Here is a 14,927-nt window from a genome sequence, read left to right as displayed (position 1 = left end):
TGAGGAGCTCTACTCACTCAACCTATAATTGATCGATAAAACGTTGAAAGGCCGCTTGTCCTTCTTTCGTATTTTTAAACACACCCGCGTCTTCTAACACACGCGTGAATTTACGCCCTACCTCATCGCGAATAATCTCATCTACATTCGCCTCACTAATATCATAATGCTGAGCCATGTCAAGCGCCCAAGTTTCATGAACACCTAAGTCTTGCTGCACTGAAGTATCGCCTAACAAATAGCGTTTCACGACTTGCAGTTCCTCTTTCAATCTCGCTGGAAGAATGGCCGTCCCCATCACTTCGATGAGCCCGATATTCTCTTTCTTAATATGTTGCACATCCGGGTGTGGATGGAAGATACCGTCTGGATAACGTTCAGAAGTTTGATTATCGCGCAAGACGACGTCCATCTCATATTGCCCATTGCGATAACGTGCAATCGGTGTCACTGTATGGTGGCGTTCGCCTGAATCGCTATACGCACGAATACTTACCGCTTCATCTGAATACACATTCCACTCATTAAGAATGTGTGTCGCCGCTTCAACGACCTCATCTGACGACTGGCTACGTAGGCGAATGACACTCATCGGCCAGAACACTCGACTACAAGCGACATTAGGATACCCTTGCATAGTAAAAGGTTGGCGCTCTTCAGCATGATCCATAGGAAACGAATGTCGCCCTGCTTGATAATGATTGTGAGATAGAATAGATCCGCCTACCAATGGAATATCAGCATTCGAACCGATAAAGTAATGAGGCAACAAATCAATAAACGCAAAGAGATTGCGAAACGTTTGACGATTCATCATCATAGGCGTATGTGTTTCTGAGAGTACAATGCTATGTTCTCTAAAGTACGCATACGGTGAATATTGAAAGCCCCAAGTCGCACCGTCTAAATCCATTCTTACAACACGATGATTCGTTCTCGCCGCTTGTGTGGCGGAACCTAGGTAACCTTCATTCTCTATACAAAGTGCACATTTCGGATAAGACGTTGCCATCGCTTGTTTCGCCAAAGCAATATCTTTCGCACTCTTTTCCGGTTTAGACAAATTAATCGTCACTTCTATCGATCCATACGGAGTTGGACTCGTATATGCAATATTTTTACGCATCGCATCTTCTTTAACGTAGTGACTACGCTTCGACAATGCGTAGAAGTAATCTGTAGCCGCAACAGGATCTTCTGCTAACTTATCATGAAAGGTACGATTGACGAGTGACGGGCGTGGCGTAATCAAATCGAGTAGTTGCGCTTCGAGAATTTCTCTTGCGGCCAAAGTATCTTCAATTTGACCTTCAGCGACTGCCTCATTTATCCAATGCTGGACATAGTCGTTTGGTTCCCACTGTGCATCATCCTGCTCACCTTCAGCCGTTACATCTGCAGCTTGTAGTAATCGTAATAACTGATTCTGTAGATATAGCCTATCGAGTTCTTCGTATTCATTATATTGAATAATATAGTCTATATAATGATTGACTAACGTTTGATTAAGTAACACTATAATTCACGCTCCGATTGATCTTGATAACCATGTGGGTGTTGTCTGTGCCAGTTCCATGCTGAACGAATAATCTCGTGGATATCGTCATGTTGCGGTTGCCAACCCAACATTGATTTCGCCTTATCACTAGCAGCGACTAACTTACTTGGATCTCCAGCACGTCTTGGCCCAACTTGTGCAGGGATGTCTTTACCTGTCACTTTACGCGCTGCTTCGAGAATTTCAAATACAGAATAACCTTGACTACTTCCGAGATTAAATGCGCCTGATTCTCCACCGTTACGTAAGTATTGATATGCTAAAATGTGCGCATCGATTAGATCGACTACATGTAAGTAGTCACGAATACATGAACCGTCTTCTGTATCATAGTCATCACCGAAGATTGTCAGTGTATCTCTTTGACCTAGCGCAACTTCTAACACGATAGGAATAAGATGTGTTTCTGGATGATGATCTTCACCAATTGAACCTTCAACATGCGCGCCTGCCACGTTAAAATAACGTAACGCCGTATAGTTCACACCATAGGCTTCGTGACACCATTTCATCATTTTCTCCATCATCAATTTACTTTCGCCATACGGATTCGTTGGTGCTTGTGTATCTGTCTCCTGAATCGGTACAGTATCAGGCTCACCATACACTGCTGCCGTAGAAGAGAAGACGATATGATTCACATCATGGTCTTTCATCACTTCGAGTAAGACTTGTAAACCATAGACATTGTTATTAAAGTACTGTAACGGAATTCCTACTGACTCTCCCACGAGCGAGAATGCACAGAAATGAAAGACTCCCTCTACATCTTCTTGTTCGAAGACGCGATTGAGAAATGCTTTATCACGAATATCCCCTTCGTAGAATTTCGCTTGGGAATGTACTGCTTCACGATGCCCTTTTACTAAATTATCTACGACAACGACATCGTAATTTGCGTCGATGAGTTGAGCAACTGCGTGACTTCCAATATATCCTGCGCCACCTAAGACGAGTACTGACATAGTTATACTTCCTTTCTTTATCTAGCTATTGTAGTTCACTTTTTCAGATAAAAGTCATTTAACACAATCTCTAAAAATGTGCGATTTCCAACCTATACTTTAAAGACTTTTAACACCATCACCAATTGAGACATGGTAGAATGACGGCTCGTAACCGATACGCTCGACATAAGCTGTAGTCACGTCACTTTCAAGCTGTTCAATACTATCTTTATGAACGAGCGCGATAGCACAACCTGCAAAACCGGCTCCAGTCATGCGTGCACCTAAAACGCCGTCAACTTGTTGCGCTGTTTCTGCTAACGTATCGAGTTCTTGCCCCGTCACTTCGTAATCTTCTTTGAGCGACTGATGAGAAGCGTTAAGTAACTGACCAAATGCGACGAAATCATCTTGCTGTAACGCTTGGTAAGCATCTTTCGTGCGTTGATTCTCAGTCACAGCATGACGTGCACGACGTCGATTTGTCTCATTCTTAATGTAGTACGCGTTAGCTTCAAACGTATCGACACTTAATTCACCGAGTGATTGGATGTCTAAATGTTGCTGAAGTTCTTCAAGTGCCGTTTCGCACTCTGTACGTCGTTCATTGTATTTGGATTCTGTTAATGATCTACGCTTATTCGTATTCATAATTGAAATGACGTAGTCGCCAAATTGTGCTGGAACTTCGTGATACTCTAACGTCGCTGTATCAAGAAGTAACGCATGATCTTTCGCGCCCATCCCTACGATAAACTGATCCATAATACCTGAGTTCACGCCGATAAAGTGGTTCTCTACGCGTTGACCTAGGTGGATTAACTGTAAACGATCCACAGATAAGTCAAAGAGTGATTTTACTAACCAACCACTTAACATCTCGAGTGAAGCTGAAGATGACAAGCTGGCACCATTCGGAATATTACCTTCAATCAATATGTTCATCCCTGTATTGATATCAGGATAGTCCTCCATTAAATAGGCAATCATACCTTTAACATAGTTACCCCAATCATGATCAGCATTGAAACTCAAATCATCAAGTGAGAAGACAAGTTCTCCTACTGATTCGAAATTATTGGAATATAAATGTACCTCTTTATCTTGACGTTTGCTTGCCACACCATACGTTCCTAAAGCAATTGCTGCTGGAAATACGTAACCCCCATTGTAATCAGTATGTTCTCCGATTAAATTGATACGTCCGGGCGCGAAGGCACGCGCTTCTGGCTGAGTGTCATAGCGTTCTTTAAATTGTGCTGTTAATTGATTAATCATCGTCTCACACCTTCGTCAGTCTTTGTTGTCGAGAAAATATCTACGACGAGTTATTCCATCCGCAACAAAGTCCACTTTTTCTTTACTTATCTTTAGTGTACTCCATTATCTTAACGAAATAAATCATCTCTCTTACATTTTACCTATGTGGGTGGAAAAACCCTTCAAGTTATACTCTAGATCAACGTGGATATTTCAATTCACGAACTAAATAGTATACAATAGACGTTAAGTGTAAATGGGGGGTTACTATGGACAAAGATGTACTCAATAACCAGAAGATCGTGCGCTATCAATCTGGCAAGCTTTATGAAACCAAAGATAGTTATGCCACAGAATTTCCATTGACGATCATGGTTAACAACGAAGAATTTGCAACGGTAATATGTAGTCCGAATCATCTTAAAGAGTTAACGATTGGTTTCTTAGCTTCAGAAGGCGCGATTTATAAGTTAGCAGAGGTGGACTCTGTTGAGCTCGACGATAGTAAAGGGTTCGCACATGTCCAATTGAACAAGCCTTTAAGTGACCGCTTCCAATATTCTACCAAGCGTATGGTGGCTTCCTGCTGTGGTAAAAGTCGTGAATTCTACTTTCAAAATGACGCAGCTGTCGCGAAAACGTCGATGTCACACATTCGCCTGCACCCTGAACAAATCCTCACGATGATGGATAATCTGCAAAGCGCTAGTGAGGTCTTCAAACAAACGGGTGGCTTACACAATGCGGCGATTAGCGATGGGAATGATTTCTTTGAACATCGCCAAGACATCGGCAGACACAATGCCTTAGACAAATTATATGGTTATTGCCTCCAACAACATATCCCCGTTCGTGACAAAGTATTAATCTTTAGTGGACGCATCTCGTCTGAAATCCTAATTAAAGCAGCTAAAATTGGTGTAGGTGTAATCCTGTCTAAGTCGGCACCGACCACTCTAGCAGTACAATTAGCACAAGATCTCAATATCACTGCAGTCGGCTTCATTCGTGATGGCAACTTTAATATTTATAGTCATCCCGAGCGTATTGAAATGCCAGAAGAGTGATTGGGCGCAAGGTGGAACTTTATAGATTTCGCCTTTTTTCTCGTGAGAAGAGGTAGAGTTTGAGAAAGCTCGCCGCGAGCGCTCATTCAACTCGCTCGTACGGTTACCTTTTAATTACCTCAATAAAATAAGCAGCTCGTTGATGCTAATCATTCATCTACGAGCTGCTTAATTTTACTCTATTCAATTTCTTATTCATCCATAGATTCTTTCAAAGCTTGAAACATATAACTTAGAAAGACATAGCCTTGCTTCACATACATATCTTTCGCTGTGTCCTCACCATCTGCAACGAGTATCATCGTGCGCCCCTCTGCTAAACGTGCAATTTCTCGTTGGATGGCGCGCCCTATCCCTTGACATTGATGAGACGCAAGCACCCCGAAACCGTCTAATTCCACTGTTGAATGAGTGAAGATTAAATCCACAATACCGAGGGGTTGCTGCTCGACATACGCCACAAACCGAGAAGGCGGCTCCTCTTCGTAATGCTCTCTCAGCTCCCGAATACTTTCTACAGTGAATTCGTGACCAAACGGTACTAAGAATTCACGATAAACTTCGATATAATCCTCTAGCGTCGTTTTATCCACTTGCATCAAGTGAACTTTCTTTTGAGAAGGATTAAGCTCTAGAAACGTTTCAGGTTCGACTGCATAAAGTTCCAGAATTCCGAGCTGAAACCCTTCTTTCTGCAATACTTCTTTCCATGTAGCATCGAGCTCACAATTTTCAGGAAAGCTAAAGCTGAGATGTGACGAGCCTTGCCGTTGATGCACGCGCTGTTGCTCATCTCGATCCCTTGTCCACGTATCAAGGTCAGGCATTTCATGATAGACCCAAGTATTTTTATAAAATGTATGCGGCGTACTAGGCGTTAAATAAATTGTTCTACGCGCATCTTGATCAACAATCGTCCCATTGTTAAAGATGTCGCGCATCGTAATCGTCGACATATCGTTCACGTCTCCTCATATCATTGACGTTTAATGAGTTGTTGGAAACGACTATGGTTGAGTAGTATGTTACCGATTAAGGCAGCGAGTATCGCTTTAATAATGTCCCCTGGCATAAATGTCAGTGATAGATAAATCGCTTTGCCTACAGGAATGTGAGTAATGATACCCATCACAATCGCTCCTACTAAGTCCAATAATACAACACCAAATAGGAGGATGGTAATCAATAACACCAAGAAATTGATACGCGTTAAGAACATATCACGGATAAGACCGATAAGATATGCGCAGACTGGGTACATAATCAAGAAACCAACGGATGGTCCTTGGAAGACGCCAATACCGCCACGTCCTCCTGATAACAGTGGCATGCCAGCTGCTACAAGAAGTAAGAAAACGATAACACTAAGTGTGCCGTATTTACGTCCAAGTAGTACAGCGGCTAAGAAGATACCTAAATTCTGTAACACAATCGGTACAGGAATAAAGGCTAGTGGAATGGGGGGCACCATTCCTAACACAGCAATGACCGCAGTCATCAATGCTGTATACACTAAAAATTTCGTAGACATATGTAGTTCCTCCTCAATCTCAATACTGGTATTATAGCACAATTGTAAACCTGTAAAAATATCTAGTTTACAATACATCCAAGAAAAAGCTGAAATGTGAGCGTGCTAATCACTTTCTGCACATTTCAGCTACTGATAACATCATTTTCATACTCAATTTATTATTTTAAGAATTTCTCTTTTAAGTCTTTACGCATGTAATCTAGTGTATACGGATCGTTGTACCAATAAGTTTCAGCTTGAACTTTAATCACGTGGTTGTCTTTAACAGCTGGTAAGTTGTTCCAAATATTCGTTTTTTCATATCCTGGCGCTGCTTTACCTTCACTTGTAGACACGATGTAGTCGCCAGCGAAGTCAGAGATTTTCTCCTGTTTCACTTCAGTCCAGCCTTCTTTTTTCACTGCTTTTTCTAATTCAGTTGGCATTTTCAATCCGAATGCTTGGTAAAGGACTTCGCCACCACGACCCCAGTTTGGTCCGTAAGTGTAAAGTTTTTTGTCGAACTCGTCAAAGATTGAAACAGTTTTGTCTGCACCAATTTTATCTTTGATTTCTTTACCATCTTTTTCAGTTTGTGCTTTCCATTCTTTTTCCCATTTTTTCTCTTGATCTTCTTTACCTACGATTTTAGCCAATTCGCGTTGTTGCTCGAGGTATTTATGTTTACCATAATCGAAGACGATCGTTGGCGCGATTTTTTCGTATTTTTTGATGTTTTTATCTGTTGAGTAAACGATGATTAAGTCTGGTTTCGCTTTTGTGACTTTTTCAACGTCATTATCGCCAATTTTCGTTACGCCTTTGAACTTGTCTTTCAATAATTTGCTTTGATCGACTTGTTTGTTCACAGCTACGATGTTAGCTCCTAAGTATTTTAAACCGCCAGCGTATGTAGGTGCGACAACTGCGATTTTTTGAGGATCTTTAGGAATGTCGATCTTTTTACCACTATCGAGTGTATATGATTTCGTTTCTGCTTTGCCTGACTTGCCAGAACCGTCGTCTGATTTGTTGCCGCAAGCTGCTAAGACAAGCATTAACGCGATGATCGGAATCAATAATTTCTTCATGTCTTTTCTCCTTTGTTGAAAATGATTATCATTATTGCTATTATATTTCGTCCCGCACATTTCTGCAATACTTTTTTGAAGCGATTGTTCAATTTTTTCGAGTAAAATGGTTAAAATCTTAGCAAGGCTTATAACCTACCTGTTTTCAATGTTAATACTTTATTGAGACAGAAATTCCCGATCATTACTTAAATTTTAACAAAGCGAAATCAACTCACATAAAATCAGCTACTACACTATCTATACTTATGAATAACTCCCCTTTACCATATCATTTCACTTGTTCCCTCCTTTAACACGTCATCTTTTAGGATTAAACTCCTTGCAGAAATAAGATAAACACAAAAAAAGCCCTCCCTATCTTTGTACAGATAGGAAGCGCCTTCGCATTATTTCAAGCGGTCTACTATAGACCCAGCAATATTCAACTAAATTCGACCTAATATTGACTTCGCTATATTTGTATAAGCCATGTCTTCCATCGGTGGATTGTGAAGACCCGCACGCATATCGCGATAATAGCGTTGTAATGGACGTTCCATTTCAAGGCTCTTCGCACCGACGATACGCATCGCTAAGTCAATCACTTCAATACCTTGATTCATGACGAGCACTTTGCTTGCTGAAGTTTCATTCCAAAGCAGCGCGTCCTCCACATCTTCATGATACATACGCGCAGTACTCCATAAGAAATGACGTGCAGACAATAGGAGCGATTCCATTTTACCTAAATTCTGTTGCACCGTAGTCAAATCGCCAATGGTACCTTCAATACTGTTCGGACTGTATTCTTTCGCAAAGTCTACAGCGTAATCACGTGCTGCCTGCGCAATTCCTAAATACGTACTTGGAATGTGTAAGATCCAGCCATTTGGTTTCTTACCTCTTGCACCGCGAACCTCTACAAAGTTCTCTTTCGGAATTTGCACGTCGTTAAGTACGAGATCGTGACTTTCTGTCGCTCTCATACCTACCATATTCCAGTTGTCTGCGATTTCGACACCTGGCATATCTCTTTCTACTAAGAAGAAACCAACGTCTTGGTCGCTTTCAGAATAGGCACTCACGATATAATGCGTTAATCCTTTACTCATAGATGTAAAGGTCTTCACGCCATTCAATAGGTAGCCTTCATCATTCTCAACCGCATGGGTACCTGGACGCCCACCACGTGTAGGACTTCCTGTTTCCGCTTCACTTACCGCACGATTGACTAAAGCACCTTGCTTCACTTGTTCTGCAAAGCGGTCAAGCATAGATTGTTCCCACATTTCTTGTTCAAACAATTGACCTACGACACTCAAGTGCCATCCGATAGATAAGGCTGTCGCTCCGTCAATACTTCCAAGATAGGATTGTAGCACGACCATATCTTCAACCGTACAACCTTCGCCACCATATTCTTTCGGCAACGTTAATAATGTGTAACCTTCTTTCACAAGCCAGTCAATATTCTCATACGGAAAACGAGAGTGTAAGTCGTTATATTCCGAATGTGATTGAAATTCGTCTTTCACGCTTTCTAATTTCGCCAACCATTTACGTTGGATATCAGATTGAATTAATCCCGATTTCATTCCTTGGTTCACCTCGTTGTAAATAACTTCATTCTTAGTTTAACACTCAGCTTTAACGAATAAAAGTATCAGCATTGTCTAATCCCTACTTTACCGATAAGAATTATTATGGTAATTTAACCTTAATGAACTTGAGGAGGGACTTCCATGATATCAGTAGAGAATATCATCCATTATTATAGCGACAAACGTATACTCGATAACGTGAGTTTTACGCAGGACACTGGGACAGTCACTGCGATTATCGGGCCAAGCGGATCGGGTAAGACAACATTACTTAGAACGTTGAACGCCTTGACGATGCCAAAGTCAGGCGTAATTCAAATCAATGATCAACGTTTCGATACCGCGCAACATACGAAGAAAGACATCTTGAGATTGCGTCAATCCTCTGCCATGGTCTTTCAGAACTACAATCTTTTTAAAAATAAAACGATTATCGACAATATTACCGAGGGATTGGTGTATGGTCAGAAGAAATCTAAGAAAGAAGCGCGCGACATCGCTCGTGACTATCTTCAACGTGTAGGTATGCTCGAGCACCAAGATAAATACCCTGCGCAACTTTCAGGTGGACAAAGCCAACGTGTCGGTATCGTTCGCGCACTCGCACTAAACCCTGAAGTCTTGCTGCTTGATGAACCCACTTCAGCACTTGACCCAGAATCGATTCAAAGTATCTTAAATCTCATCAAATCGATCGCACAAGAAGGTATGACGATGGTACTCGTCACACACGAAATCAATTTCGCAAAGGCGATTGCAGATCAAATCCTCTTTATGGACGAAGGGCAAATCCTTCATCGCGGTACACCTTCAGAAGTATTAGATCATCCTGATTCTGAGCGTGTGAGCCGCTTCCTCAATAAAGTTGGAACTGAGGTGAAAGAGTGATGCGTTTGAAATCAATCACTTATCTACTCGTGCTTCTCGCAATCATGGTCGTAGTCAGTGGCTGCGGTACATCCTCTACTTCTCAGAAAGCGACCGCGAAACACCCTCGTGAAGTGAAAGTGGCTTTATCTGCAGAAGTGAACCCACCTTATCTTTATACTAATAAAAATAATGATTTCGTCGGTTTAGATATGGATTACATGAAGATGTTAGAGAAGAAATTACCACAATATAAATTTAAATACGAATTGGGTGAAGAAGAATCCAATCTCGTCGGTTTAGGTGCAGGTAAATTTGATATGGCAGTTAACTGGTTCTTCAAAACACCAGAACGCGAAAAACAATTTCTGTATCAAGATGAACCTTATAGTTACGCCTTACCTATGCTCGCCGTCAATGAGCATAATAACGATATTCATGAATTAAGCGATTTACCTGGCAAACGTCTTACACCTATGGCACCAAGTGGTGGTTTGTACTCTATCTTATCTCAATACAACAAGACACATGATCCTAAGATTTCGATAGATAAGATTCAAGAGCCTTCTAATGGTGATAACTTAAAGATGTTAAGTCAGAACCGTCGTGATGCTATGATCATCAACTGGAATACGTATAAAGCAATTCAAGAACAAATTCATACGAAAACTAAAATTAGTGGCATCGTCAAACGCGAACCATTACATGTCGTTTATAACAAGAAGAATAAAAAGTTGCATGACGATATCGATAAAGCGACCAAAGAATTGAAAGAAGAAGGTAAACTTCAAGACTTGTCTAAGAAATATTTCGATATCAACGTCTTTGAAGATATTGATGAATTGAATAAACATAAAGATCGATTGGAGGTTGACCGTTAATGAAGACAGATTGGCCAGATTTATTCCAACAGGTATTACAAGCGCTTCCGTTAACGCTATTAATGATTGTCATTGCGCTCATCTGTGCAATCATCTTAGGACTAGTGCTTGCGATCATTCGTATTCAACGCACACCGATATTGTCACCGATTGTACGCGTGTATCAATCCTTTATTCGTAGTACACCCTTACTATTGCAATTATTCCTGGTTTACTTCGCCTTACCGCAAGTACTGATGTTGATTCATATTGATATCAACCATTTTAGTCGTCTCTTCTTCGTCATCTTAGCATTCACTTTACACACAGGTGCTTATTTGTCAGAAGTCATGCGTGCGGGTTACTTGTCAGTGGATTATGCGCAAATTGAAGCGGGTCTTACAGTTGGCCTCTCTTATCGACATATATTAACGCATATCATTACTCCACAAGCCTTGCGTAATAGCTTGCCGAACTTGACGACACAAATCATTGAACTGGTAAAAGATACATCTTTAGCCTTTACTATTGGCCTCGTCGACATGATGGGTCAAGTTCAACTCATTATCGGTAACAACTATGGTTTAGGTATGCTACAAGTTTATGTTGTTATTTCAATTATTTATTGGATAATCGCACTTATTATTCAAGGTACTTTGGCGCTTGTTGATAAAAAAGCACAAAAACCTTATCAAGCTTAAGGAGGTTTCAGCATGTCATTTATACTGCATACGATATGGGAAGTGCTGAAAGGTGTACCTAACACGATAATCATCTCTATCGTCGCCATGATTATTGGGCTCGTGATAGGTACCATCTTTGCGATGATACGTTTAGCTAAGATTCCTGTATTGTCTCAACTTATCGTTGTTTATAATTCATTTATACGAAGCACGCCATTAATCGTGCAATTATTCGTCTTATATTATGGTTTACCAGCTCTATTAATCTTTTTTAATGATCAATTACACACACATTTTAATCCCGATGCTTTATCGCCTCTAACTATCGCATGTATCGGTTTCTCGCTACATGCTATCGCTTATCTTTCAGAGAGTATGAAAGGTGGCTTGCAGTCTGTTGAATATAGTCAGATTGAAGCGGCAAAGACCATCGGATTGTCGAAATTTGATACGTATCGTCGTATCGTCTTACCTCAAGCATTCGGCTATGCGTTACCGAATATTGAGAACCAATTTATTATGCTCATTAAAGGGACATCGTTAGCCTTTGCAGTACAAGTGACTGAGATCATGTCAGTAAGTCACGTTATCGCTAACGAAGGCTACCGCTTTATTCCTGTATATTCAGTAGCAGCGGTCTTCTATTGGTTATTAGCTATCGTGCTCGAGCTCATCTTTAGTCGATTGCAACACCGTACCGTTCGTTACTTAAAGCCAACTTCATAAGCTATTGATGTTATTGATAAAAAAAGTGTCTCATATCACGTTGCAACTCCCCCACTTACTTTAAGGGGGGGGCGTTACAGTGTGACGAATGAGACACTTTTCTTCTGACTTAGAACAATCAATCTATGAAATATTGTAAATCTGTAAGCAACGATTGAATCATGATGCGTTGTTCGTCTGTCACTTCAATATATATTTGACGTTGATCTATTTGACTTCTCTTTTTATCCAAATAACCTTTATCTTTAAGTTTTTGAACCGCTTTACTTAAAAAGTACGGTTTCAAGAATGATCGTTGTGCAATGTGGCGAACTGGGATGGTATTCTCATCACTTTGTGCAACGTAGTATAAGACGCTGATTTCTTCGTAAGTGAGTTGGCGTTCTTTCTTAACTCTACGGTAGAAATCTTTAATTGTCGGTGTGATATGAATGAGCTCATCCAAGGTATATTCTTCAGTCTTAATCATGTGCATCCTCCTGCTAGTCTAGTCTCGTTGCTTTAATTTAATTATAAACTGTAATGAAAATAATTCAATATCTGAAACGTTAAATTCTCAAAATTTCTTCTTATCAGAAATTTTTACTAGTTAAAATGTCAGTGTTGTTCTACTAAGTAAAAAATCGACAATTAGCAATTAACAAAAAAACTCATTTTCAATGCTTTAACTCTCGCTTGCTTGGGAGAAACACAGAAAGCTTTGATTTCGTAGTACTTCCCCCGTAAAGCTGACTAGAGTTCGAGAAAGCGATAGCCATCTCGAATTCAGACAGCAACTACGTAGGACCACACTCAACTAATTCCTTTCGTTCTACGAGCTCTAGGAATGGATTTTCGTTGTGGTCTAGATCCATCAAGCGTCTCGAGTTAGCATTGAAAACGAATCAATCAAAAGTACTGTAATTCGTATAATATTGAATTTTAAATCTAATCATTTCTTAAAAGTAAAGATAGACAATTTCTGTTTAGAACTTGATAAGTATCATCTTCATTAATAAAGAGAATAAATGTGAGAGGGAATAATTGCATTAACTATTAGAACAAATTGAGTAGATTAAAGAACTATCGCAATACGAGTGAAAAAGAGCTAGTGCGACTATTAAGGAATCTAAGTCACAGTGACAATCTATTTATAGCTTGCAACAAGCGTTATGAATTAATTGAACGTGACTTAATAAAGCACTTAAAAAGCCCGCAGATGAACGTTAATCATTCACCTACGAGCTCCTATTTAAGACGCTATTACGTCCTCATTTTCACACTAAACTCAAGCGTTCTCTTATTTGTCTTTCTTGCAATTTAAAGTATCTAAGAAGCTTAATGCTGCTAGTCCGCTCACGTCCATCGCATGTTTCGCGCCTTCTTTACCGTGACCTGCTTGGAAGTGTTTGAAGATAGCGCCACCGAGCACACCTAAAGTGATAAGTGAAGCTAAACGTGAAATCTTCTTGCTTGCGAAACTGAATACAAATAATACTGAACTGATGGCTTCAGCTGCACCGATGATAGGTACCATTTTAGAAGGTAAACCAAATACATTCTCAAATGTATCTTTCATGTCTTGGTCACCTTTCAATTTAGGTTGTGAAGCGTTAAATAATTCTTTAGCTACCTTTAAGTTTGTTAAATAACGTAAAATCATTCTACATACTCTCCTTACTATTTATCCTCAAAATATTTATCTACTATAGGCTTTACCCGTTTAGCGAAAAGTTTAATACTTCGTAGCGTGCGTTCATGTGGTATCGAACCTACAGGTGTGTGCAACATAAAGCGTGAAAGTCCTAGTGTTTCTACTGTTTCAATAATCTTATTAGCTACAGTTTCAGGACTTCCTACATAAAGCGCACCATGTGGTCCCATTTCGCGATGATAAGCATTTAAGTCGTACGCAGGCCATCTTCGTTCTTTCGCAAGTTGATCATGGCTAACTTTAACGGCGTGATAGAACTCACGCTCTGCCTCTTCATCTGTTTCGGCTACATAACCCCACGAATGTGTTGCCACTGCGAGTTCATTAGAATCGTAACCGTTAGATCGTGCCATCGCACGGTACATTTCAACGTTACGAGCAAAGCGTTTAGGATCACCACCAATTATAGCATACGTAATAGGTAAACCGAGCGCACCTGCTCGCAATGATGATTCTGGCGTACCACCTGTCGCAATCCAAATCGGAAGTGATGTTTGTTCGGCTCGAGGGTATACTGCTCTGCCGTCAATCGAAGGTGTTAATCGTCCTTCCCAATGCACAATTTCATGTTGATTGATACGTAGTAAGAGCTCTAACTTTTCCTCAAAAAGCGCCTCATAATCATTGAGTTGATAACCAAATAATGGGAAAGATTCGATAAATGAACCACGTCCAACCATGATTTCTGCCCGACCATTTGACAGTGCATCTAGCGTCGCAAATCGCTGATAAACACGCACGGGATCATCCGACGACAATACTGTCACTGCACTTGAAAGTTTGATATGCTCTGTCGTTCTTGCTGCTGCTGCGAGTACAGAAACTGTATCTGAAACAGCATAATCTTGACGATGATGCTCGCCTAAGCCATAAATATCCAACCCATATTGGTCTGCTGTTTCAATTTCTTCTACTATATTACGAATACGCTCAGCTTTACTAATGGCTGGTTGAGGGCCGTCTTCTGTTTGTATTGCTGTATTGTCAGCAAAGGAAGTTAACCCTAGCTCTATTTTCATATTTATCACTTCCATTTTTATACTCGGTATAACTTTTATACCTGTCTCTTATACACATCT

Annotated in this window: 15 protein-coding genes; 5 read left to right on the top strand and 10 right to left on the bottom strand. The window is 40.4% G+C overall.

All coding sequences use genetic code 11. From position 1 onward, the window contains the following. Nucleotides 1-22: 22 nt before the first annotated feature. The 3 genes from galT to CD126_RS06470 form a co-directional block, all read right to left on the bottom strand. Nucleotides 23-1,516, bottom strand: coding sequence for a UDP-glucose--hexose-1-phosphate uridylyltransferase (gene galT / locus CD126_RS06480; RefSeq protein ID WP_049407610.1), 1,494 nt, complete (start codon nt 1,514-1,516; stop codon nt 23-25). After that, on the bottom strand, nt 1,516-2,523 hold the full coding sequence (gene galE / locus CD126_RS06475) for a UDP-glucose 4-epimerase GalE (protein WP_049407608.1): 1,008 nt from the start codon (nt 2,521-2,523) through the stop codon (nt 1,516-1,518). Before galE ends, galT begins: the two co-directional genes overlap by 1 nt. A gap of 99 nt (nt 2,524-2,622) precedes the next feature. Next, nucleotides 2,623-3,783: a galactokinase gene (locus CD126_RS06470; RefSeq protein ID WP_049407606.1), complete on the bottom strand. Its 1,161-nt coding sequence runs from the start codon at nt 3,781-3,783 to the stop codon at nt 2,623-2,625. 251 nt (nt 3,784-4,034) lie between these two features. Between CD126_RS06470 and fdhD the strand changes: the two genes are divergently transcribed. Next, nucleotides 4,035-4,832 (top strand): formate dehydrogenase accessory sulfurtransferase FdhD, encoded by a 798-nt coding sequence (gene fdhD / locus CD126_RS06465; RefSeq protein WP_049407604.1) that lies wholly within the window; start codon nt 4,035-4,037, stop codon nt 4,830-4,832. A 191-nt stretch (nt 4,833-5,023) separates the two neighbouring features. On the opposite strand, the gene CD126_RS06460 is transcribed toward fdhD, so the two are convergent. The 4 genes from CD126_RS06460 to CD126_RS06445 form a co-directional block, all read right to left on the bottom strand. Next, complete coding sequence (locus CD126_RS06460; protein ID WP_049407602.1) at nt 5,024-5,788, bottom strand: GNAT family N-acetyltransferase; 765 nt, start codon at nt 5,786-5,788, stop codon at nt 5,024-5,026. A 20-nt stretch (nt 5,789-5,808) separates the two neighbouring features. Beyond that, nucleotides 5,809-6,363 (bottom strand): biotin transporter BioY, encoded by a 555-nt coding sequence (locus tag CD126_RS06455; RefSeq protein WP_049407601.1) that lies wholly within the window; start codon nt 6,361-6,363, stop codon nt 5,809-5,811. A 161-nt stretch (nt 6,364-6,524) separates the two neighbouring features. Then, nucleotides 6,525-7,436 carry an ABC transporter substrate-binding protein gene (locus CD126_RS06450; RefSeq protein WP_049407600.1) on the bottom strand — a complete coding sequence of 304 codons (912 nt, stop codon included), beginning with the start codon at nt 7,434-7,436 and terminating at the stop codon, nt 6,525-6,527. A 428-nt stretch (nt 7,437-7,864) separates the two neighbouring features. Continuing rightward, a complete protein-coding gene (locus CD126_RS06445) occupies nt 7,865-9,013 on the bottom strand; it encodes an acyl-CoA dehydrogenase family protein (protein WP_049407598.1) in 1,149 nt (382 codons plus the stop codon). Between the two features lie 147 nt (nt 9,014-9,160). Here CD126_RS06445 and CD126_RS06440 point away from each other — a divergent pair, with 147 nt between their 5' ends. Genes CD126_RS06440 through CD126_RS06425 form a run of 4 tightly spaced genes read left to right on the top strand, consistent with a single transcriptional unit; the run spans nt 9,161 to nt 12,155 of the window. Then, on the top strand, nt 9,161-9,907 hold the full coding sequence (locus CD126_RS06440; protein WP_049407596.1) for an amino acid ABC transporter ATP-binding protein: 747 nt from the start codon (nt 9,161-9,163) through the stop codon (nt 9,905-9,907). A gap of 44 nt (nt 9,908-9,951) precedes the next feature. Further along, nucleotides 9,952-10,767, top strand: a complete 816-nt coding sequence (locus CD126_RS06435) for an amino acid ABC transporter substrate-binding protein (RefSeq protein WP_411912608.1) — start codon at nt 9,952-9,954, stop codon at nt 10,765-10,767. Then, nucleotides 10,767-11,447 carry an amino acid ABC transporter permease gene (locus CD126_RS06430; RefSeq protein ID WP_103370216.1) on the top strand — a complete coding sequence of 227 codons (681 nt, stop codon included), beginning with the start codon at nt 10,767-10,769 and terminating at the stop codon, nt 11,445-11,447. Before CD126_RS06435 ends, CD126_RS06430 begins: the two co-directional genes overlap by 1 nt. A 12-nt stretch (nt 11,448-11,459) precedes the next feature. Beyond that, nucleotides 11,460-12,155, top strand: coding sequence for an amino acid ABC transporter permease (locus tag CD126_RS06425; protein ID WP_049407590.1), 696 nt, complete (start codon nt 11,460-11,462; stop codon nt 12,153-12,155). A 118-nt stretch (nt 12,156-12,273) separates the two neighbouring features. Here CD126_RS06425 and CD126_RS06420 read toward each other — a convergent pair whose 3' ends face one another. From CD126_RS06420 to CD126_RS06410, 3 genes are all read right to left on the bottom strand, one after another. After that, entirely contained in the window at nt 12,274-12,624 is a 351-nt protein-coding gene (locus CD126_RS06420) for a transcriptional regulator, SarA/Rot family (protein ID WP_049407589.1), read from the bottom strand. Nucleotides 12,625-13,434: 810 nt separating this feature from the next. After that, entirely contained in the window at nt 13,435-13,797 is a 363-nt protein-coding gene (locus CD126_RS06415) for a DoxX family protein (protein WP_049407587.1), read from the bottom strand. 17 nt (nt 13,798-13,814) lie between these two features. Continuing rightward, nucleotides 13,815-14,867: an LLM class flavin-dependent oxidoreductase gene (locus tag CD126_RS06410; RefSeq protein WP_049407585.1), complete on the bottom strand. Its 1,053-nt coding sequence runs from the start codon at nt 14,865-14,867 to the stop codon at nt 13,815-13,817. Nucleotides 14,868-14,927 lie beyond the last annotated feature (60 nt).

Source organism: Staphylococcus pettenkoferi (genome assembly GCF_002902685.1).
GTDB lineage: Bacteria > Bacillota > Bacilli > Staphylococcales > Staphylococcaceae > Staphylococcus > Staphylococcus pettenkoferi.
Note: the sequence above shows the minus strand (reverse complement) of the source record. Positions and strands in the feature narration are given on the sequence as shown.

Coding starts and splice junctions, on each gene's coding strand:
- CD126_RS06440 (WP_049407596.1), top strand. CDS start 9,161: ATGATATCAGTAGAGAATATCATCCATTATTATAGCGACAAACGTATA.
- CD126_RS06410 (WP_049407585.1), bottom strand. CDS start 14,867: ATGAAAATAGAGCTAGGGTTAACTTCCTTTGCTGACAATACAGCAATA.
- CD126_RS06415 (WP_049407587.1), bottom strand. CDS start 13,797: ATGATTTTACGTTATTTAACAAACTTAAAGGTAGCTAAAGAATTATTT.
- CD126_RS06455 (WP_049407601.1), bottom strand. CDS start 6,363: ATGTCTACGAAATTTTTAGTGTATACAGCATTGATGACTGCGGTCATT.
- CD126_RS06445 (WP_049407598.1), bottom strand. CDS start 9,013: ATGAAATCGGGATTAATTCAATCTGATATCCAACGTAAATGGTTGGCG.
- fdhD (WP_049407604.1), top strand. CDS start 4,035: ATGGACAAAGATGTACTCAATAACCAGAAGATCGTGCGCTATCAATCT.
- CD126_RS06470 (WP_049407606.1), bottom strand. CDS start 3,783: ATGATTAATCAATTAACAGCACAATTTAAAGAACGCTATGACACTCAG.
- CD126_RS06420 (WP_049407589.1), bottom strand. CDS start 12,624: ATGATTAAGACTGAAGAATATACCTTGGATGAGCTCATTCATATCACA.
- CD126_RS06435 (WP_411912608.1), top strand. CDS start 9,952: ATGGTCGTAGTCAGTGGCTGCGGTACATCCTCTACTTCTCAGAAAGCG.
- CD126_RS06460 (WP_049407602.1), bottom strand. CDS start 5,788: ATGTCGACGATTACGATGCGCGACATCTTTAACAATGGGACGATTGTT.
- CD126_RS06425 (WP_049407590.1), top strand. CDS start 11,460: ATGTCATTTATACTGCATACGATATGGGAAGTGCTGAAAGGTGTACCT.
- galE (WP_049407608.1), bottom strand. CDS start 2,523: ATGTCAGTACTCGTCTTAGGTGGCGCAGGATATATTGGAAGTCACGCA.
- CD126_RS06430 (WP_103370216.1), top strand. CDS start 10,767: ATGAAGACAGATTGGCCAGATTTATTCCAACAGGTATTACAAGCGCTT.
- CD126_RS06450 (WP_049407600.1), bottom strand. CDS start 7,436: ATGAAGAAATTATTGATTCCGATCATCGCGTTAATGCTTGTCTTAGCA.